General features: G+C 64.0%; 17 protein-coding genes and 1 pseudogene. 16 read left to right on the forward strand and 2 right to left on the reverse strand.

Translation table 11 applies throughout. The features are described 5' to 3' along the window. Window positions 1-18: 18 nt before the first annotated feature. Window positions 19-291 carry a helix-turn-helix domain-containing protein gene (locus AC56QP_RS27690; protein ID WP_489862589.1) on the reverse strand — a complete coding sequence of 91 codons (273 nt, stop codon included), beginning with the start codon at window positions 289-291 and terminating at the stop codon, window positions 19-21. Window positions 292-330: 39 nt separating this feature from the next. On the opposite strand from AC56QP_RS27690, the gene AC56QP_RS27695 reads away from it, so the two are divergent. Together AC56QP_RS27695 and AC56QP_RS27700 are read left to right on the forward strand one after the other, a co-directional pair. Next, window positions 331-603 (forward strand): hypothetical protein, encoded by a 273-nt coding sequence (locus AC56QP_RS27695; RefSeq protein ID WP_489862588.1) that lies wholly within the window; start codon window positions 331-333, stop codon window positions 601-603. Next, a complete protein-coding gene (locus AC56QP_RS27700) occupies window positions 600-812 on the forward strand; it encodes an alkylphosphonate utilization protein (protein ID WP_091581971.1) in 213 nt (70 codons plus the stop codon). Before AC56QP_RS27695 ends, AC56QP_RS27700 begins: the two co-directional genes overlap by 4 nt. A gap of 61 nt (window positions 813-873) precedes the next feature. Here AC56QP_RS27700 and AC56QP_RS27705 read toward each other — a convergent pair whose 3' ends face one another. Further along, a complete protein-coding gene (locus tag AC56QP_RS27705) occupies window positions 874-1,977 on the reverse strand; it encodes a histidinol-phosphate transaminase (protein WP_489862587.1) in 1,104 nt (367 codons plus the stop codon). 218 nt (window positions 1,978-2,195) lie between these two features. Between AC56QP_RS27705 and AC56QP_RS27710 the strand changes: the two genes are divergently transcribed. The 14 genes and pseudogenes from AC56QP_RS27710 to nirB all read left to right on the forward strand — a co-directional run bounded on the left by AC56QP_RS27710 (window position 2,196) and on the right by nirB (window position 18,493). After that, window positions 2,196-2,969, forward strand: coding sequence for an SDR family NAD(P)-dependent oxidoreductase (locus AC56QP_RS27710; RefSeq protein WP_489862586.1), 774 nt, complete (start codon window positions 2,196-2,198; stop codon window positions 2,967-2,969). Window positions 2,970-3,175: 206 nt separating this feature from the next. Then, window positions 3,176-4,498, forward strand: coding sequence for a histidinol dehydrogenase (gene hisD / locus AC56QP_RS27715; RefSeq protein WP_489862585.1), 1,323 nt, complete (start codon window positions 3,176-3,178; stop codon window positions 4,496-4,498). Window positions 4,499-4,513: 15 nt separating this feature from the next. Next, a complete protein-coding gene (locus tag AC56QP_RS27720) occupies window positions 4,514-5,539 on the forward strand; it encodes a zinc-dependent alcohol dehydrogenase (protein WP_489862584.1) in 1,026 nt (341 codons plus the stop codon). A 32-nt stretch (window positions 5,540-5,571) separates the two neighbouring features. Then, on the forward strand, window positions 5,572-6,303 hold the full coding sequence (gene hutC / locus AC56QP_RS27725; protein ID WP_489862583.1) for a histidine utilization transcriptional repressor HutC: 732 nt from the start codon (window positions 5,572-5,574) through the stop codon (window positions 6,301-6,303). A 108-nt stretch (window positions 6,304-6,411) separates the two neighbouring features. After that, entirely contained in the window at window positions 6,412-7,704 is a 1,293-nt protein-coding gene (locus AC56QP_RS27730; RefSeq protein WP_489862582.1) for a hypothetical protein, read from the forward strand. Window positions 7,705-7,954: 250 nt separating this feature from the next. Continuing rightward, on the forward strand, window positions 7,955-8,962 hold the full coding sequence (locus tag AC56QP_RS27735) for an ABC transporter substrate-binding protein (protein WP_489863505.1): 1,008 nt from the start codon (window positions 7,955-7,957) through the stop codon (window positions 8,960-8,962). A 124-nt stretch (window positions 8,963-9,086) separates the two neighbouring features. Beyond that, window positions 9,087-9,854: an ABC transporter permease gene (locus tag AC56QP_RS27740; RefSeq protein ID WP_489862581.1), complete on the forward strand. Its 768-nt coding sequence runs from the start codon at window positions 9,087-9,089 to the stop codon at window positions 9,852-9,854. Between the two features lie 10 nt (window positions 9,855-9,864). Beyond that, complete coding sequence (locus AC56QP_RS27745) at window positions 9,865-10,656, forward strand: ABC transporter ATP-binding protein (protein WP_091581990.1); 792 nt, start codon at window positions 9,865-9,867, stop codon at window positions 10,654-10,656. Window positions 10,657-10,765: 109 nt separating this feature from the next. Further along, complete coding sequence (locus tag AC56QP_RS27750) at window positions 10,766-11,368, forward strand: ANTAR domain-containing response regulator (protein WP_489862580.1); 603 nt, start codon at window positions 10,766-10,768, stop codon at window positions 11,366-11,368. A 2-nt stretch (window positions 11,369-11,370) separates the two neighbouring features. Beyond that, complete coding sequence (locus tag AC56QP_RS27755) at window positions 11,371-12,609, forward strand: CmpA/NrtA family ABC transporter substrate-binding protein (protein WP_489863504.1); 1,239 nt, start codon at window positions 11,371-11,373, stop codon at window positions 12,607-12,609. Between the two features lie 338 nt (window positions 12,610-12,947). Continuing rightward, window positions 12,948-14,264 carry a CmpA/NrtA family ABC transporter substrate-binding protein gene (locus tag AC56QP_RS27760; protein WP_489863503.1) on the forward strand — a complete coding sequence of 439 codons (1,317 nt, stop codon included), beginning with the start codon at window positions 12,948-12,950 and terminating at the stop codon, window positions 14,262-14,264. A 70-nt stretch (window positions 14,265-14,334) separates the two neighbouring features. Then, on the forward strand, window positions 14,335-15,231 hold the full coding sequence (gene ntrB, locus AC56QP_RS27765) for a nitrate ABC transporter permease (RefSeq protein ID WP_489862579.1): 897 nt from the start codon (window positions 14,335-14,337) through the stop codon (window positions 15,229-15,231). A 10-nt stretch (window positions 15,232-15,241) separates the two neighbouring features. Continuing rightward, the gene (locus AC56QP_RS27770) at window positions 15,242-16,039 is read left to right on the forward strand and encodes an ABC transporter ATP-binding protein (RefSeq protein WP_489862578.1); all 798 of its coding nucleotides are present in this window, start codon (window positions 15,242-15,244) and stop codon (window positions 16,037-16,039) included. Between the two features lie 4 nt (window positions 16,040-16,043). Further along, a pseudogene (gene nirB, locus AC56QP_RS27775) lies at window positions 16,044-18,493 on the forward strand (nitrite reductase large subunit NirB). Window positions 18,494-18,495: the final 2 nt, after the last annotated feature.

Consider the following 18,495-nt stretch of genomic DNA (forward strand, 5'->3'; position numbering starts at 1 on the left):
AAGGTGGGTGCTGGGGGCTTAGTTTGGTATGCCTGTCAGCGCATCGGGATGCCGGAACCTGACGCCGCGCCCGCCGTCGTCGCTGCGTACATGCTCGCTGATCAGTTCTATGCCGGCCCGGTTGAGCGCATTGATCACTTTCATCAGACTGTCGACAACGCCTCGCACATTGCCGTGGCTGGCTTCCATTCGCTGGATCGTAGGTACGGAGACGCCCGCCATTCCCGCCAGGGTCTTCTGGTCAATGTTGAGGAGGGCACGGGCGGCACGAAGCTGGAAGGCTGTGATCATCGAGGCATCAGTGTCTGAGTATGAGAAATGATAATCTCGATGGTATCATTGATGTACAGAACATCAATACAAACCGAAAAATATTCATCCTCCCTTGGCATGGCGGGACGCCGCGATTATGGTGCCGGCATGACTCAACGCTACAAACTTTGCCGGGAGCCGACTGGCACCTGGGCCGTCAACGATGCTCTTACCGGGCGGCCCGCCGAGATGGGCAGCCGAACCATCGTTGGGATGAACCAGCAGGATGCCGAGGAAATCGCCGATCTTCTCAGCAAACTCGATGCACAAAGACGGGAAACAGGACCATGAAGGTCAAGGACAGCAATGGCACGCCACTGAACGAAGGCGATTCCGTCACGCTCATCAAGGATCTCAAAGTCAAGGGCACCTCCGTCACCCTGAAACGTGGAACGCTGATCAAGAACATCCGTCTCACGGGCAACGAGGACGAGGTCGAGTGTCGGGCCGAAAAGGTCAAGGATCTGGTTCTCAGGACGGAATTCCTGAAGAAGGCCTAGGAAGCTCGCTTCGTTGGCTGACGCGGCGTCGTGGCTCGGCTCAGCGCCGGCAGGCGTGCGTTCATAGCAGGTCCGATAGGACAGCCATGAAGTGGTCGTTCTCCGAAGCCGAGCCGATGCTGACGCGCACATAGGTGTCGAAGCCCTCTTGCTTCCACGGTTTTACGATGACGCCTTCACGCAGCAGGCTTTCGGCGAATGCGGAGGCATTTTGCCGGCAGTTGAAGAACAGGAAGTTGCCTCTGGAGGGAGCGACTTCGAGGCCCTTGCTGGCGAGGAAATTCCCGACGCGTGCCCTCTCGGCCCTGGCCAGCGCGACGACCCTGACGAGGTGTTCCTCATCGGCCAGGGCCGCCAGCGCGGCGGCCTGCGCCATGCCGTTGGCGTTGAATGGCGTGCGGACACGGTCGAGCAGCGCGCGCAGCTCCGGGTCACCGACAATGCCGAAGCCGATGCGCAATCCGGCGAGGCCGAACGCCTTGGAAAATGTCCGGAGCACGATCCAGGGCCGGTCGAGCTTGCCGAGGTGGGGCAGGGACGACGCATAGCCGTCGCCCTCGGCGTATTCGGCATAGGCTTCATCGATGACGATCAGCGTCTCGTCGCCCGCCGCATCCAGGACCCGAGACAGATCGCCACTGGAGAGCCAGCTGCCGACCGGGTTCATCGGGTTCGAGAACAACAGCATGCGAGGCCGTTCGCGCACCGCCTCGACCAGCGCATCGACATTGATGGTGAGATCGCCGTTGACGGCAACGCGCTTGACGGTCGCGCCCATCAATGTCGCGTAATCTTCGTGCAGCGGGAACGATGGATAGAGAGTGACAACGGCGTCGCCCGGCCGCAAGACGGCACGGCTGATGACGGAGAGAAGGTCTTCGGAACCGTTGCCGAGGATGACCTGATCCTCGGCAACGGCATATCTGTCGCCGATCGCCTGGCGGAGCTTGCGGCCGGCGGGGTCCGGATAGAGCCGGAACATCTCGGAGCCAGCATGCATCATCGTGGCCAGGGCCGGGCTCGGGCCTAAGGGGTTTTCGTTGGAGCCCAGTTTGGAGATCCTTGAGGGTGCGTATCGCAGCATGACCTCGTCAATGGTCAGCCCGGAATTGTAGGGCGACAGACGCGTGACTTCGGCTCGGACCATATTCGAGGCTTTCGACACAAGCGGGCTCCTCTGCGGCGGGCCGACAAGCTCATCGGCCGGGTTCTCAAACGCCGGGTTTCGCGGCATCTTCCCAGGGCAAGCCGGGACAGGCGCGTCCGTGCGGTGGATTTTGTCATCATTACCGCGGTCGAAATAGTTTGTATATGCTTGTATATGGAACTTGATCTGGTAATCTCGAAACCGGCGCCGAAGACGGTGCCGGCAAGGAGGATCACATGCGCAATGCTTCTCTCTTCGATCTCTCCGGCAGGAAGGCGCTTGTCACCGGCGCAAGCCGCGGCATCGGGCGCAGCATCGCCGAGGCGCTGAGCGCGGCCGGCGCCGACGTCGCGGTCACGGCGCGCACGCTGGCCTCGCTGGAGGACACCACGGCGGCCATCCGCGCGGCCGGCGGGGTGGCACACGCCATCGCGCTGGATGTCACCGATGTCGAGCGATGCGGGACGGCGACCGCCGAGGCCGCCAGCCTGCTTGGCGGTCTAGACATCCTCGTCAACAATGCCGGGATGGAAGAGGTTCGGCCCTCGCTCGATGTCGACGAGGCGCTGTGGGACAGGATCGTCGACACGAACCTCAAGGGAGCCTTCTTCTGCGCCCAGGCCGCCGCGCGGCAGATGCGGGACGCCGGGCGACCCGGCGCCATCATCAATCTGTGTTCGCTGACATCCGAAGTCGGCATTCCCACGGCGGTGCCGTATGGCTCGTCGAAGTCGGGCCTGCTCGGCATGACCCGGGCGCTCGCGGCGGAGTGGGCGGAGCTTGGCATCCGGGTCAACGCCATCGCCCCGGGCTATTTCAGGACGGCGATGACCGATGTCTTCTACAGCAACGAGGCATGGCAGCAATCCATGCTCGCCAAGATCCCGCAGCGCCGTTTCGGCGATCTCAGCGACCTGCACGGCATCGCGGTGTTCCTCGCTTCGGATGCGGCGGCCTACATCACCGGCCAGTCCATTCCGGTCGATGGCGGCTTTCTCGCCTCGATCTGATGCGCGGGTTGTCCGGGACAGTTTCGGCTGGAAGGATGACGGAAAAATCGCTGGCGATCATTATACATACATGTATATACTTTTCGCCGTGAGAAGCCTCGTGATGGCTGTGATCCTTGTCCGGGTCGACCTGTCGATCTCCAGAAGAGTGGCCGACCAGCGCCAACCAACATTGCTTTCCAAGAGTTCCAAGAGAAGGAGCAGCCATGTCCGACATCAGCTTCCACGACCTGTCATCCATCGGCGCCGACCAGCGCGCCAGTCTGCTGAAGCGCGCCGAGGGCGATCTGACGGTCTTCATCGAAAAAGTCCGTCCGATCATCCAGGCCGTCAAGGACGAGGGCGACGCCGCCTTGATCCGCTTCGCCCGGGAACTCGACAAGGCCAATGTGACCGAGGGCGAACTGAAGGTGTCGGAGGCGGAGTTCGACGCGGCATTCGACAAGGTCGAAAAGGATGTCGTGGAGAGCATCAAGTTCGGCATCGACAACATCCGTCGCTTCCATGAGGAGCAGAAACCGGAAACGATGTGGCTCAAGGAAGTCCGGCCGGGCGCCTATGCCGGCGACCGGTACACGCCGATCGCGTCCGTCGCGCTTTACGTGCCGCGCGGCAAGGGCGCCTTTCCGTCGGTGACGATGATGACGTCGGTTCCGGCGGTGATTGCCGGCGTGCCACAGATCGCCATCGTGACGCCGCCGACAGCGGATGGTTCGGTCGATGCGGCGACGCTGGTCGCGGCTCGCCTTGCAGGCGTGCAGACTGTGTACAAATGCGGTGGTGCGCAAGCCGTCGCCGCCGTCGCCTACGGCACCGAGACGGTGAAGCCGGCGCTCAAGATCGTCGGCCCCGGCAGCCCGTGGGTGGTGGCGGCCAAGAGCGTGCTGTCGTCGATCATCAACACCGGCCTGCCTGCCGGTCCGTCGGAAGCGATCATCTTCGCCGATGACAGCGTCGACGGCGGCCTTGCCGCGCTCGACCTCTTGATCGAAGCCGAGCATGGGCCGGATTCCTCGGCCTATCTGGTGACGCACAGCCGCAAGGTCGCCGAAGCGGCGCTCGCCGCACTTCCCGAGCACTGGGCGCGGATGACCGAACAGCGTGTGGAATTTTCGCGCGCTGTGCTGACGGGAAAGCGCGGCGGCATCGTGCTGACCGCGTCGCTGGAAGACAGCTACCGCTTCATCAATGACTATGCGCCCGAACATCTCGAGATCCTGTCGAAGGAGCCGTTCGCGCATCTCGGACACATCACCGAGGCGGCCGAAATCCTGATGGGTCCGCACACGCCGGTGACGCTTGCCAACTTCGTCCTCGGGCCCAACGCGGTGCTGCCGACCAGCCGCTGGGCGCGAACCTATGGGCCGCTCTCGGTGACGGATTTCGTCAAGCGCTCGTCGGTCGGCTATGTCACCTCGGCCGCCTATCCGGAGCTGGCGCTGCATGCCCGCAGGCTTGCCCGTTACGAAGGGTTCAGCTCGCATGAGAACGCGGTCTCGGAGATCCGCGACCGCTATCTCGCTGGCTGAGCGGAAGCGATCGCGATGAAGGCGGCACGACTCTATGGACCCGGCGATCTGCGCGTCGAGGATATCGCCGCGCCGGGCGCTCCGGATGCGGGCTGGGTGAAGCTGAGAGTCGATGCCGCCGGCATCTGCGGTTCGGACCTGCACAATTTCCGCACCGGCCAATGGATAAGCCGGTCGCCTTCGACGGCCGGCCATGAACTGACCGGCACGGTGACCGCCATCGGCGAGGGCGTCGACACTGTCGCCGTCGGCGACAGGGTGGTCGCCGATTCCCGCTTCTGGTGCGGGGACTGCGCGCAATGCCGTGCCGGAAGGCGGCATCTCTGCGCCTCTCTGGGGTTCGTGGGAGAAATCTGCGACGGCGGATTTGCCGAGCAAGCGGTGTTGCCCGCACGCCTGCTGCATGTGATCGACGCCGCGCTCGACGAGCGGGTCGCGGCGATGGCCGAGCCGCTTGCCGTGGCGCTGCACGCGGTGCGGCGGCTGCCGAAGACGGCGGGCTCGGTGCTGGTCGTCGGCTGCGGGCCGATCGGCGGTCTTGCCGCGCTGCTGCTCTCCCGAACCTTTGCCGGCACCGTGCTCGTCGCCGACCGCAACCAGAACCGCCGCGCTCGCGTGGCGCGGGTGACGGGTGCGACGATCGTCGATCTCGACCGCGATGCCATTGCCGCCGCGACCGGTAATGCCCCTTTGCTGGCGGCCGTCGAGGCGACCGGCAGCATCGCGGCCTTCAATCAGTTGCTCGATGTTCTCGATTCCGGCGGCACGGTGGCGATGGTCGGCATCTTCCACGGCCGCCTCGACATCGACCCCAACATATTGGTCGAACGCGAAATCGGATTGCTGGGATGCCATGCCTTCGCCGACGAACTGCCCGACGCCGTGCGGATGCTGGGTGAACTCGGCGAGCCGCTGCTGGCTCTGATCGACCGCGAGATCGGCCTGGATGATATTCCCGCTGCCTATGAGCGGCTGTTGGCGGGGCAGAGCGACGGCTTGAAAACAATCATCCGCATGCGGCAACCTGTCGAGCATGGGTGACTTCCGATAAATCGCCGGAAAGGACTTTTGAGATGATCGATTTGCCCGATACGGCCAGCCCTCTCTACGAGAAGGTGAAGGATTACATCCTGACCAACATCGGAACGGGCCGGTGGGGCAAGGATCGCAAGCTGCCATCCGAGAATGAGTTGGTGGCGTCGCTGGGCGTGTCGCGGATGACGGTTCACCGGGCCTTGCGGGAACTGACCGCGGCGGGCTTCCTGATCCGCCTGCAAGGCGTGGGAACATTCATCGCGCCACCCCGGCCGCAATCGACGCTGATCGAGATCAACAACATCGCGGCGGAGATCGTCGAGCGCGGCAACAGGCATCGCTCCGAGGTCCTCGTCCTCGAAACAATCATGCCGACAAAGGAGCTCGCGCTGTCGTTCGAGTTCGCAAAGCGTGTCTCGATCTATCACTCCGTCGTCGTCAATTTCGAGAACGACCTGCCGGTGCAACTGGAAGAGCGCTTCGTCAATCCGAGCCTGATCCCCGACTATGACAAGCAGGACTTCACCAAGACGGCGACCTATGACTACCTGATGCAGAAAACCCCGGTGACCGAGGTCGAGCATATCATCTCGGCCATCCCGGCCGACAAGGAGACGGCGCGGCATCTGGGCATCGAGGTCGGCAGTTGCTGCCTGCTTCTGCACCGCCGGACGTGGACGGGCGCTGTCGTCGCCACGATCAGCAAGCTGACCTATGCCGGCAGCCGCTACTCGCTCGGCAGCCGCTATTCCCCCTCCAGGACCAACTGACGGCGTGGCGCGAATGCAAGCCGAGGAGGTTTTGTCAGAGATGTATATACACGTACTGATGAGAACGGACGCACCCTCGGCCGACGGAATGGCCAGAAGGAACGACAGATGACGCCGACACCGAGCCGCACGGCGCGGATCCGGGCCCTCGCGCAGCATGACGTCGCCGAGGCGCAGGGCGCACTGTCGGCATTGCTGGGCGACCTGTTTGAGATGAGCCCCTCCGATGTCCGCATCAATTTCGACAAATACAGTCTCAATTCGCTGAACGGTTTCTTCGAGGATGACGGCAAGGCCTACTTCTTCAAGTTCCATCAGGAGGAACGGGAAGAGGCGATGACGGGCGAGTACTATCGGGCCGAGATCCTGTCGCGTGCCGGCTTGCCGGTCGACCAACCCGTGCACATGTCCGCCCAGCCCGGCGAGCAGATCCTCGTCTATCGCCGCCGCACGGATCCGAGATTTTCGGATGTGCTGTTCGCACTGGATGCGCAGGACGATGCCGGCAAACGGCGCGAGGCCGTTCTTGCCGAGCGCGACCTGTCAGCCAGGCTGCTCGAGGTCTATCTCGAGACATTGCATCCCGTCACCGTCGCGCAGGTGGAGGCGGAGCCGATCCACCGGCTCTTCCACGAGCGGCTGGTCGATGCCGATACACGCTCGTCGCCGGGCGGCCGGCTGGCCGATTTCTATGTGGGCAAATCGTTTGTCTTTCCCGGCGTGGAACTGGACTGGGATCGGTTCTCCCGGCTGAATTTCGTCATCAACGGCCAGCGCTATGTCAACAGTGTCGGCGAGCTTTTCGATGCCGCGGCAGTGCGCCTGCAGCCGGACAGGCTTGCCGATGCCGGCGGCGTGGTCGCGCATGGCGACGCCCACAACGCCAATGTCTGGTACACGGCGAAGGCGGGGAGGGCGGAGCTGTCCTTCTTCGATCCCGCCTTTGCCGGCTCGCATATCCCCACGCTGCTGGCGGAGGTCAAGGCGACGTTCCACAACATCTTCGCCCATCCGTTCTGGCTCTACGATCCGGCCATCGCGACCGAGGCTTTTCGCGCGCGGGCGCGGCTGGACGGAGACCTGCTTCATGTCGACACGAACTGGGACCTGAGCCCGGTCCGTCGCGACCTGCTGGAGGTCAAGGCGACGGCGCTGTGGCGGCCATTGCTACTGGAACTCAAGCGGCGCGGGATACTTCCGGCGGATTGGCGCGCGGTGCTGCGCGCAGGGCTCTTCCTGTCGCCAACGCTGGTCATGAACCTGCGCGCCGGCGCGCGCAGCCATACCCCGGTCTCCTCGCTCATTGCCTTTTCAGTCGCGGTCATGGTCGGCAGCGAGCCCGATGCCGGGGCCGATCGGGTGACCGATTTCCTCGACCGGATCGATCCTGAAAGAGCATGAATGATCGTCGCGGAAAGGCAGGCGGACGGGCCCGATCGTGGCCGAAAATTGAGTCAATCCAACTTGTATATGCATGTATGTATTTTAGCCTTGACATCCGCTCCCGCTGACGCTGAAATATCCTCGCACTTCACCATGAAGTGGCAGGTATGACGCCGAGGCACAGTGCCGCAAGAGCAGAAACCCGCAGTCTCACCAGACCGGATGCTTGGTTGAAAAAAGCGGTCTGATCATCAAGGGGAACAAGATGATGCGTAACCTAACAGGACAATTTCGCGCGCTCGTGATGGCTGCGGCCATCGGGCTCGCCGCCGCCCCGGCAGCCCATGCCGCCGACGCGGCCATCCCCACCACGCCCGAAGCCGGAGCGTTCAAGATCGGCATCGAGCCCTGGCTTGGATATGGCCAGTGGCATGTCGCCGACGCCAAGGCGCTTTTCAAGGCAAATGGGCTGACGGACGTTCAGATCGTCAACTTCGCCGAGGACAAGGACATCAACGCGGCGCTGGCCAGCGGCCAGCTCGACGCCGCCAACATCGCCACCCATACGGCGATGGGCATGGTCGCGGCCGGCCTGCCGGTGAAGATCGTGCTGCTGCTCGACGTCTCAATGACAGCCGACGCCATGATCGCCGGCAAGGACATCACCTCGATCAAGGACCTCAAGGGCAAGGAGGTCGCCTTCGAGGAAGGCACGACGAGCGACATCCTGCTCAAATACGCGCTCGCCAAGAACGGCATGTCGATCGACGATGTGAAGCCGGTTCCGATGCCGGCCGCCGATGCCGGCGGCGCCTTGATCGCCGGCCGCGTGCCTGTCGCGGTCACCTACGAACCGTACCTCACCGTCGCCATGGCGCAGAACAAGGACGTCAAGCTGCTGTTCACCGCCGGCGAGGATCCCGGCCTGATCAGCGACGTGCTGGTGGTGCGCGACGAGGTGATCGAGTCGCGGCCCGGCCAGGTGCTGGCCATGATCAAGAGCTGGGACGCGGCGCTCAAGGATTACAAGGCAGACACGCCCGGTGGCCGCGCCATCATCGCCAAGGCCGTCGGTTCGGACGTCAAGGACCTCAACACCGCTTTCGACGGCGTGCGCTACTACTCTCTCGCCGAAAACAAGACGGCGCTCACCGGCGATTTCACCACCAAGACATTCGCCGATGTCGAAGCGGCCGCCAAGAACGCCAAGCTGCTGCAGGCCGACGTGACGCCGGAGCAGATGATCGACCCGTCCTTCGTCAAGGCGGCGGAATGACGAAGGCCTGATCGCGGTGGTAACCCAAATGTCCGGGGAGCCCCCGGCGAAAACGGTCCCGGCTCGTTCCGCACCGGGGCCGGCCACCAAACAGGCGAGACGCCGCCGATCCTCCGGGATCGGCGTGCCGATCGCCAGGTCGCGTTTCCTGATGATCGCGGTGGCTGTCTTTGTCGGGCTTGGCCTGGCCTGGTGGGCGGCGACCGGACTGGAATGGGTGAAACCCATCTTCCTGCCGTCGCCGGGCAGCGTCGCGACCCAGATCGCCAAGCTCGCTGCTGACGGCACGCTGTGGCTGGACCTCAAGGCCTCGATGTACCGGATTTCCATCGGCTTCCTCATCGCCTCGGCACTGTCCATACCGATCGGCGTGCTGATCGGCAGCTTCCGGTCCTGGGAAGCAGGTATCGAGCCGCTGGTGGATTTCATCCGCTACATGCCGGTGGTCGCCTTCGTGCCGCTCTCCATCTTGTGGGCGGGTACCGGCGATACGCAGAAGTTCCTGATCATCTTCATCGGCACCTTCTTCCAGCAGGTGCTGATGATCATGGACAATGTGAAGCGGGTTCCCACCGATTTCATCGGCCTTGGGCGCACGCTCGGCCTGTCGGATCGCAAGATCCTGACGCGCATCGTCGTTCCCAGTGCCTTGCCGGGTATCTGGGATACGCTGCGCATCAGCCTCGGCTGGGCGTGGACCTGGCTGGTGCTGGCCGAACTGGTCGCGGCGACATCGGGGCTCGGCTATCGCATCACCGTGTCGCAGCGTTATTTCCAGACAAACACCATCATCGGCTACATCCTGCTCCTGGGCGTGCTTGGTCTCATCACAGACCAGGTCATGAAGGCGCTGGAAAAGGTGCTGTTCCGGCAGGATGGCCACTCGCAATGAGGTATGGCCGATGAATCCCCCCAAATTACGGATCGCGGGTCTCCACAAGAGCTTCGGCACGGGCGAGCGGCGCACGGAAGTGCTGCGGGACATCAACCTCGATCTTGCCGACAATGAGTTCGTCTCACTCGTCGGCACGTCGGGTTGCGGCAAGAGCACGCTGCTGTCGATCGTGGCCGGACTGCAGGACTTCGACGCCGGCGATCTCAGCATCGACGGCGCGCCGATCCTGCAGCCGGGTCTCGACCGTGGCGTCGTCTTCCAGTCCTACACGCTGCTTCCCTGGCTGACGGCGCGGCAGAACATCGAGTTTGCCCTCAAGGCCGCGGGTTACGATCGCGCGACCTGCCGCAGGATCGCGCTCGAGCATCTCGACCTTGTCAAGCTGTCGCACAGCGCCGACCGCTACCCCTCCGAACTCTCGGGCGGCATGAAGCAGCGCGTGGCCATCGCGCGTGCGCTTTCCTATCGGCCCAAGATGCTGTTGATGGACGAGCCCTTTGGCGCGCTCGATGCCTTGACCCGGCATCAGATGCAGGAGCTCCTGACCCAGATCTGGGAGGAACACCGGCTCACCGTGCTGTTCGTCACGCATGACGTCGAGGAGGCCGTCTACCTGTCGGACCGCATCGTCGTCATGGGAATCGGCCCGGGACGCATCACGCAGACCTTCAACGTCGACATCGAGCGGCCGCGCCGGGAAGAGGTGATGGAAAGCCCGGCTTTCATGGACCTGCAGCGCGGCGTGCACAAGGCCATCCGCGAGGGGTCAAAACGCCCCGAAATGGCGCTGGCGGGGTGATGCATTTGGCGTCGGGCCCTGGCGCCATGTCGTCATCCAAATCACCATCCATTGCGATCAGCAGGTCATGCCGCATTGCACAAATTCTTCGCATGGGCACAATGCAAGAATGGTTCGCAGTTCACTCGCCGTCCTGGTCATCGACGAAAACCGCATCCGCGCTTCGATCATCGAGGCGGGACTGCGCGAGGCGGGCCATGAGCGGGTCACCGTCATCCACGACGTGACCGGCATCGCGCGGCGGATCGTCGAGATCCAGCCCGACGTCATCGTCATCGATCTCGAAAACCCCAACCGTGACATGCTGGAGAACATGTTCCAGCTGTCGCGCGCGGTGAAGCGGCCGATCGCCATGTTCGTCGACCGCTCCGACCAGGCCTCGATCGAGGCGGCGGTCGATGCCGGCGTTTCGGCCTATGTCGTCGACGGCCTGCGGCAGGAGCGCGTCAAGCCGATCCTCGACATGGCGGTCAGCCGCTTCAACGCCTTCTCGCGCATGGCGCGCGAACTGGAAGAGGCGCGCAGCGAGCTCGAGAGCCGCAAGGTGATCGATCGCGCCAAGGGCATCCTGATGAAGTCGCGCGGCCTCTCCGAAGAGGCTGCCTACACGCTGCTGCGCAAGACGGCGATGAACCAGAACCGCAAGATCAGCGATATCGCCCAGAGCCTGGTGACCGCCGCAGGGCTGCTGGGACCGGCGGAGGACGAATGAGCATGGGCGCCGAGCACCAGATCACCGCCGGCTTCATGCCGCTTTTCGACAGTGCCGTGCTGGTCGCCGCAAGCGAGTTGGGCTTTGCTGCGCGCGAAGGCATCGATCTCACGCTGCACCGCGAGACGTCGTGGGCCAACATCCGCGATCGCATCGCCATCGGCCACTTCCATCTCGCGCATATGCTCGGGCCGATGCCGCTGGCCTGCAATCTCGGGCTGACGCCGCTCGCCTCCGAGACCATCGTGCCGTTCTCGCTCGGGCTCGGCGGCAATTGCGTCACCATCTCCAACGCCGTCTGGGCCGGCATGACGGCGCATGGCGCCCAACCCGATCTCGATCCGGCACGCGCTGGTGCAGCACTTGGCGCGCTCATTCGCGACCGCGCTGCCGCCGGCCATGATCCGTTGCGCTTCGCCGTCGTGCACCCGCATTCCGGGCACAATTACGAACTGCGCTACTGGCTTGCCGCCTGCGGCATCGATCCGACGCGCGAGATCGAGATCGTCATCGTGCCGCCGCCCTTCATGGCCGACGCGCTGGCCACCGGGCGCATCGACGGCTACTGCGTCGGCGAGCCCTGGAACAGCGCCTCTGTCGCCGCCGGCACCGGCCATATCGTCACCGTCAAGGCACTGATATGGCGCAACAGCCCGGAGAAGGTGATCGGCGTGCGCAAGGCCTGGGCCGAGCAGTCGCCCGAGGCGCTGGCGGCGCTCTTGCGCGCGCTGCATCACTCGGCGCGCTGGTGCCAGGACCCGGCTAACCACGGCGAACTCGCGGCGATGATGGCGCAGCCGGGCTTCCTCGGCCTGCCGCCGGCCGTCCTGATGCCGATCCTGACCGGCCATCTCAAATTGGGCGGCGGCGCGGAGCTGGATATCGACGACTTCTTCCTGCCCTTCGACAAGGCGGCCAACTTTCCGTGGAAGAGCCATGCGCTGTGGTTCTATACGCAGATGGTGCGCTGGGGGCATGTGGCGCACACGCCGGATAATCTCGCCATTGCCCGCGACTGCTACCGGCCCGACCTCTACCGCTCGGCGCTGAAGCCGCTTGGCGTCGCACTTCCCGGCGCCAATTCGAAGGTCGAGGGCGCGCTGCGCGTGGCCACGGCGGTCGGCGCGACAGGGGCGGGCCTGGTGCTCGGCCCGGATGGTTTCTTCGACGGCCAGATCTTCGATCCGGACGAGATCGACGGCTACATCGCCGCCCAGAAATCAGCCCGCGCGGAAGCCTGATCATTTCCGCGCCATTCTTGTGCATTGCACAAAAATTGTGCGCGCGATTGCTCCAATGAACAATCTTTGGCCTGTTCGCAAGATCGCCCGGCGCGCCGGCAACCGGCGCGTATTGCTGATTTCATTGGAATTCTTCCTCTCGCCTCGAACTGGCACGGTTCATGCTTTGAATTAGCCAGGCCCTTCGTGGGTCACGAAACAGGCGTCCAATGGCGGGCGCCACAGGCAAAGCTGCCGCTCAGGTCAAGACGCGATCCGGATTTCCGGACGCGAAGACCTGGCCGGCGGCTTTTTTGTTTTGGAATCGCGTTCAACCGGAGACGACGATGAAGAAGACCATGAAGAAATGGATCGGGACTGGAACATCGCTTGGCGATGTGACGCGTCGCGATTTTCTTGTCAGCAGTGCGATGACGGCCGGCCTGTTCATGGCGGCCCGCAAGCTCTTCCCGTCCGGCGCCTATGCCGCCACGACCGCTCCGGAAGTCACCGGCGCCAAGCTCGGCTTCATCGCGCTGACCGATGCGGCCCCCTTGATGATCGCCAAGGAGAAGGGGCTGTTCGCCAAATTCGGCATGCCCGACGTCGAGGTGCTCAAGCAGGCCTCGTGGGGCGCGACGCGCGACAATCTGATGCTCGGCGGCGCGGCCAACGGCATCGACGGCGCCCATATACTGACGCCGATGCCCTACCTGATGCACACCGGCAAGGTGACGCAGAACAACCAGCCGATGCCGATGGCGATCGTGGCGCGGCTCAACTACGACTGCCAGGGCATCTCGGTGGCGCAGGAATATGCCGGCACCGGTGTCGGCCTCGACGCCTCCAAGCTGAAGGACGCCTTCGCCGCCAAGAAGGCGGCCGGCAAGGACATCAAGGCCGCCATGACCTTCCCAGGCGGCACGCATGATTTGTGGCTGCGCTACTGGCTGGCCGCCGGCGGCATCGATCCCGACAAGGACGTCTCGACCATCGTCGTGCCGCCGCCGCAGATGGTGGCCAACATGAAGGTCGGCAACATGGATGTGTTCTGCGTCGGCGAGCCATGGAACGAGCAGCTCGTCCACCAGGGCGTCGGCTTCACCGCCGCCAGCACGGGCGAATTGTGGAAGGGCCATCCGGAAAAGGCGCTCGGCCTGCGCGCCGAATTCATCGAGAAATACCCGAACGCCACCAAGGCGATCCTGATGGCCGTCATGGAAGCCCAGCAATGGTGCGAGGCCAAGGAAAACAAGGACGAGATGGCCGCCATCATCGGCAAGCGGCAGTGGATGAACGTGCCTGTCGCCGACATCATCGGCCGTCTCAAGGGCGACATCAACTACGGCAACGGCCGCGTCGCCACCGGCACCGATCTCTACATGAAGTTCTGGAAAGGCGGCGTCTCCTATCCCTTCAAGAGTCACGATACGTGGTTCCTCGCCGAGAACATCCGCTGGGGCAAATTCGCGCCGACCACCGACATCAAGGCGCTGGTCGACCAGGTCAACCGCGAGGATCTGTGGCGCGAGGCAGCCAAGGACCTCGGCGTGGCGGCCGTCGACATTCCGGCGTCCTCGTCGCGCGGCGTCGAGACCTTCTTCGACGGCAAGGTCTTCGATCCGGCCAACCCGTCCGCCTATCTCGACAGCCTGAAGATCAAGGCGTCGGCCTGACTTTGACCGCGGTTAGCGGCGTCACTGCCGCTGCCGCCCCAAAATTCTCCCCAAGGAGCTTTTCCAGAAGATGTCCATCCAAGCCATCGAGGACACCAAGGTGAAGGCGTTTCCAGCGCCAGCCAAGCCGGCTGAAGTGATTGCCTTCACCGCCAAGGCAAGACGCCGCTTCGACCCGATCGTCATCGCCGGCAAACTGGCGAGCACGCTTGTGCCGCCAATCATCGTCATCGCCCTGATGCTGGTCGTCTGGCAGATTGCCTGCTCGTCGCCCACGTCAAGCCTGCCGCCGCCCAGCCAGGTGTGGAACGAGGCCTACGACCTGATCGCGCATCCGTTCTTCAACAACGGCCCGCAGGATATCGGGCTGGCCTGGCGGGTGCTGATCTCGCTGCAGCGCGTCGCCATCGGCTTTGGCCTGGCGGCGATCGTGGGCGTGGCGCTCGGCGCGCTGGTCGGCCAGTCGATCTGGGCCATGCGCGGCCTCGATCCGGTGTTCCAGATTCTGCGCACCGTGCCGCCGCTCGCCTGGCTGCCGCTGTCGCTGGCGGCGTTCCGCGATTCCAGCCCGTCGGCGCTGTTCGTCATCTTCATCACCTCGATCTGGCCGATCATCATCAACACCGCTGTCGGCGTGCGCAACATCCCCGAGGACTACCGCAACGTCGCCCGCATCCTGCGGCTCAACCAGTTCGAGTTCTTCGTCAAGATCATGGTGCCGGCCGCCGCGCCCTACATCTTCACGGGCTTGAGGATCGGCATCGGCCTGTCCTGGCTCGCCATCGTCGCCGCCGAGATGCTGACCGGCGGCGTCGGCATCGGCTTCTTCATCTGGGACGCGTGGAACTCGTCGCGGCTGCCCGACATCATCGTCGCGCTCGCCTATATCGGCGTCACCGGCTTCTGCCTCGACCGTCTGGTCGCGGCGGTCGGCGCCTTCGTCACCCGCGGCACAACGGCAAAGTGAGGAGAGGGTGATGACCGCCTATCTGAAACTCGACCATATCGACAAATCCTTTGCCCGTGGCGGCCAGGTCAGCGAGGTGCTGAGGGACATAAGGCTGACCATCGACAAGGGCGAATTCGTCTCCATCATCGGCCATTCCGGCTGCGGCAAGTCGACCTTGCTCAACCTGATCGCCGGGCTGACCAAGGTGTCCGCCGGCGCCGTGCTGCTCGAGGACAAGGAGGTCGACAGCCCCGGGCCCGAACGCGCCGTGGTGTTCCAGAACCACAGCCTGCTGCCATGGCTGACCGTCTACGAAAACATCAACCTGGCGGTGTCGAAGGTCTTCGGCCGCACCAAGAGTAAGGCAGAGCGGCATGACTGGATCATGCGCAATCTCGACCTCGTGCAGATGGCGCACGCCAAGGACAAGCGTCCGGCCGAGATATCGGGCGGCATGAAGCAGCGCGTCGGCATCGCCAGGGCGCTCGCCATGCAGCCGAAGATCCTGCTGCTCGACGAGCCGTTCGGCGCGCTCGACGCGCTGACGCGCGCGCATCTGCAGGACGCGGTGATGGACATCCATTCCAGGCTCGGCTCGACGACAATCATGATCACCCACGATGTCGACGAGGCGGTGCTGCTCTCCGACCGCATCGTCATGATGACCAATGGCCCGGCGGCGACCATCGGCGAGGTGCTTCCGGTGCCGCTGGCGCGGCCGCGCCGGCGCATCGAACTCGCCTCCGACCGGACCTTCCTGCGCTGCCGCGAGGCGGTGCTGAAGTTCCTCTACGAACGCCACCGCTTCGTCGAAGCCGCGGAGTAGACCAATGACCGAGAAACTCGTCATCATCGGCAACGGCATGGCTCCCGGGCGCATGCTGGAGCACCTTTTGGAGCAGGCGCCGGGCCGCTACACCGTCACCATCTTCAACGCCGAACCGCGCGTCAATTACGACCGCATCATGCTGTCGCCGGTGCTGTCGGGCGAAAAGGCCTATGAGGAAATCATCATCCACGGTGACGGCTGGTACATCGCCAACAACATCACCCTCTACAAGGGCCACAAGATCGTCGCCATCGACCGGGAGGCGAAGACCGTCACCTCCGATCACGGCGTCACCGAACCCTACGACAAGCTCGTCATCGCCACCGGCTCGGTGCCGTTCATCATTCCGGTGCCCGGCCATGATCTTCCGGGCGTGCTCACCTATCGCGATCTCGACGACGTCCAGGCGATGATGCTCGCCGCCCAGTCGCGCGCCAAGGCCGTGGTCATCGGCGGCGGCCTGCTCGGGCTGGAGGCAGCGGCGGGACTGAATGCGCAGGGCATGGACGTCACCGTGCTGCATGTCATGCCGACGCTGATGGAGCGCCAGCTCGATCCGGCCGCCGGCTATCTCCTGCAGCGCGCCGTGGAGCAGCGCGGCATCAAGGTCATCACCAAGGCCAACACGCAGGCAATCACTGGCAACGGCAAGGTCGGCCAGGTGGAACTTGCCGACGGCACCATCATCCAGGCGACGCTGGTGGTCATGGCGGTCGGCATCCGGCCGAACTCGGCGCTGGCCAAGCAAGCGGGCATCGCTGTTAACAGAGGCATCGTCGTCGACGCCGGCATGCGCAGCAACGATCCCGACATCTATGCCCTCGGTGAATGCGCCGAGGTCAACGGCCAGGTCTATGGGCTGGTAGCGCCCCTCTACGAGATGGCGCGTGTCGCGGCAAGCCAGCTTGCCGGCAACGAGGCGGCGGCCTTCGTCCATATGGACACGCCGACCAAGCTCAAGGTCACCGGCATCGACCTGTTCTCGCTCGGCGACTTCGCAGAAGGCGAGGACCGCCAGGAGATCGTCCTGCGCGATGCCGCCGCCGGTGTCTACAAGCGGCTCGTACTGAAAGACGACCGCATCATCGGCACCGTGCTCTATGGCGAGACGGCGGATGGCGCCTGGTTCAATGACCTCAAGAAGAAGCAGACCGACATTTCCGAAATGCGCGACACGCTCATCTTCGGCCAGTCCTACCAGGGGGTGCCCCGCTGGACCCTATGGCGGCCGTTGCAGCCTTGCCGGATGATGCGGAAATCTGCGGCTGCAACGGCGTTTGCAAGGGAAAGATCACCGGCGCGATCACGGCCAAGGGCCTGACCTCGCTCGACGACGTGCGCGCGCACACCAAGGCCTCGGCCTCCTGCGGTTCCTGCACGGGACTGGTCGAGAAGCTGATGGTGCTGACCATCGGCGACAAATACAACCCGGCCGCGGTGCAACCGATGTGCGGCTGCACCACACTCGGCCATGACGAGGTGCGCCGGCTGATCATGGCTAAGCGCCTGAAGACCATTCCCGCCGTCATGCAGGAACTGGAGTGGACGACCTCCTGCGGCTGCGCCAAATGCCGGCCGGCGCTCAACTACTATCTCGTCTGCGACTGGCCGGACGACTACGCCGACGACTACCAGTCGCGCTTCATCAACGAGCGCGTCCACGCCAACATCCAGAAAGACGGCACCTATTCGGTGGTGCCGCGCATGTGGGGCGGCGTGACCAACGCCGCCGAATTGCGCGCCATCGCCGACGTCGTCGACAAGTTCGAGATCCCGATGGTCAAGGTCACCGGCGGCCAGCGCATCGACATGCTCGGCATCCGCAAGGAGGACCTGCCGGCGGTGTGGGCCGATCTCGGCCAGGCCGGCTTCGTCTCCGGCCATGCCTATGCCAAGGGCCTGCGCACGGTGAAGACCTGCGTCGGCTCCGACTGGTGCCGCTTCGGCACGCAGGATTCGACGGGGCTGGGCATCCGCATCGAGAAGTTCATGTGGGGCTCGTGGACGCCGGCCAAGGTCAAGATGGCGGTGTCGGGTTGTCCCCGGAACTGCGCCGAGGCGACCTGCAAGGATGTCGGCGTCATCTGCGTCGACTCTGGCTACGAGATCCATTTTGCCGGCGCCGCCGGTCTCGACATCAAGGGCACCGAAGTGCTCGGCCTTGTGAAGACAGAAGACGAAGCGCTGGAGCATATCGTGGCGCTGACGCAGATGTACCGCGAGCAGGGCCGCTATCTCGAGCGCATCTACAAATGGGCCAAGCGCATCGGCATCCCCGAGATCAAGCGCCAGATCATGGACGATACGAGCAAGCGCAAGGCCTATTACGACCGCTTCGTCTTCAGCCAGAAATTCGCCCAGGTCGACCCGTGGTCGGAACGCGTTTCCGGCAAGGACAAGCACGAATTCCGGCCGATGGCTTCGGTCGGGTTTGCACAGGCGGCGGAGTGACG

It is taken from the genome of Mesorhizobium sp. RCAM 05104, assembly GCF_059683645.1.

What these genes read in the sequence shown, in the direction of transcription:
- AC56QP_RS27760 (WP_489863503.1), top strand. Translation starts at nt 12,948, where the DNA reads ATGAAGAAATGGATCGGGACTGGAACATCGCTTGGCGATGTGACGCGT.
- AC56QP_RS27695 (WP_489862588.1), top strand. Translation starts at nt 331, where the DNA reads ATGGTATCATTGATGTACAGAACATCAATACAAACCGAAAAATATTCA.
- AC56QP_RS27750 (WP_489862580.1), top strand. Translation starts at nt 10,766, where the DNA reads ATGGTTCGCAGTTCACTCGCCGTCCTGGTCATCGACGAAAACCGCATC.
- AC56QP_RS27770 (WP_489862578.1), top strand. Translation starts at nt 15,242, where the DNA reads ATGACCGCCTATCTGAAACTCGACCATATCGACAAATCCTTTGCCCGT.
- AC56QP_RS27730 (WP_489862582.1), top strand. Translation starts at nt 6,412, where the DNA reads ATGACGCCGACACCGAGCCGCACGGCGCGGATCCGGGCCCTCGCGCAG.
- hutC (WP_489862583.1), top strand. Translation starts at nt 5,572, where the DNA reads ATGATCGATTTGCCCGATACGGCCAGCCCTCTCTACGAGAAGGTGAAG.
- AC56QP_RS27710 (WP_489862586.1), top strand. Translation starts at nt 2,196, where the DNA reads ATGCGCAATGCTTCTCTCTTCGATCTCTCCGGCAGGAAGGCGCTTGTC.
- AC56QP_RS27720 (WP_489862584.1), top strand. Translation starts at nt 4,514, where the DNA reads ATGAAGGCGGCACGACTCTATGGACCCGGCGATCTGCGCGTCGAGGAT.
- AC56QP_RS27690 (WP_489862589.1), bottom strand. Translation starts at nt 291, where the DNA reads ATGATCACAGCCTTCCAGCTTCGTGCCGCCCGTGCCCTCCTCAACATT.
- AC56QP_RS27755 (WP_489863504.1), top strand. Translation starts at nt 11,371, where the DNA reads ATGGGCGCCGAGCACCAGATCACCGCCGGCTTCATGCCGCTTTTCGAC.
- ntrB (WP_489862579.1), top strand. Translation starts at nt 14,335, where the DNA reads ATGTCCATCCAAGCCATCGAGGACACCAAGGTGAAGGCGTTTCCAGCG.
- hisD (WP_489862585.1), top strand. Translation starts at nt 3,176, where the DNA reads ATGTCCGACATCAGCTTCCACGACCTGTCATCCATCGGCGCCGACCAG.
- AC56QP_RS27735 (WP_489863505.1), top strand. Translation starts at nt 7,955, where the DNA reads ATGCGTAACCTAACAGGACAATTTCGCGCGCTCGTGATGGCTGCGGCC.
- AC56QP_RS27700 (WP_091581971.1), top strand. Translation starts at nt 600, where the DNA reads ATGAAGGTCAAGGACAGCAATGGCACGCCACTGAACGAAGGCGATTCC.
- AC56QP_RS27745 (WP_091581990.1), top strand. Translation starts at nt 9,865, where the DNA reads ATGAATCCCCCCAAATTACGGATCGCGGGTCTCCACAAGAGCTTCGGC.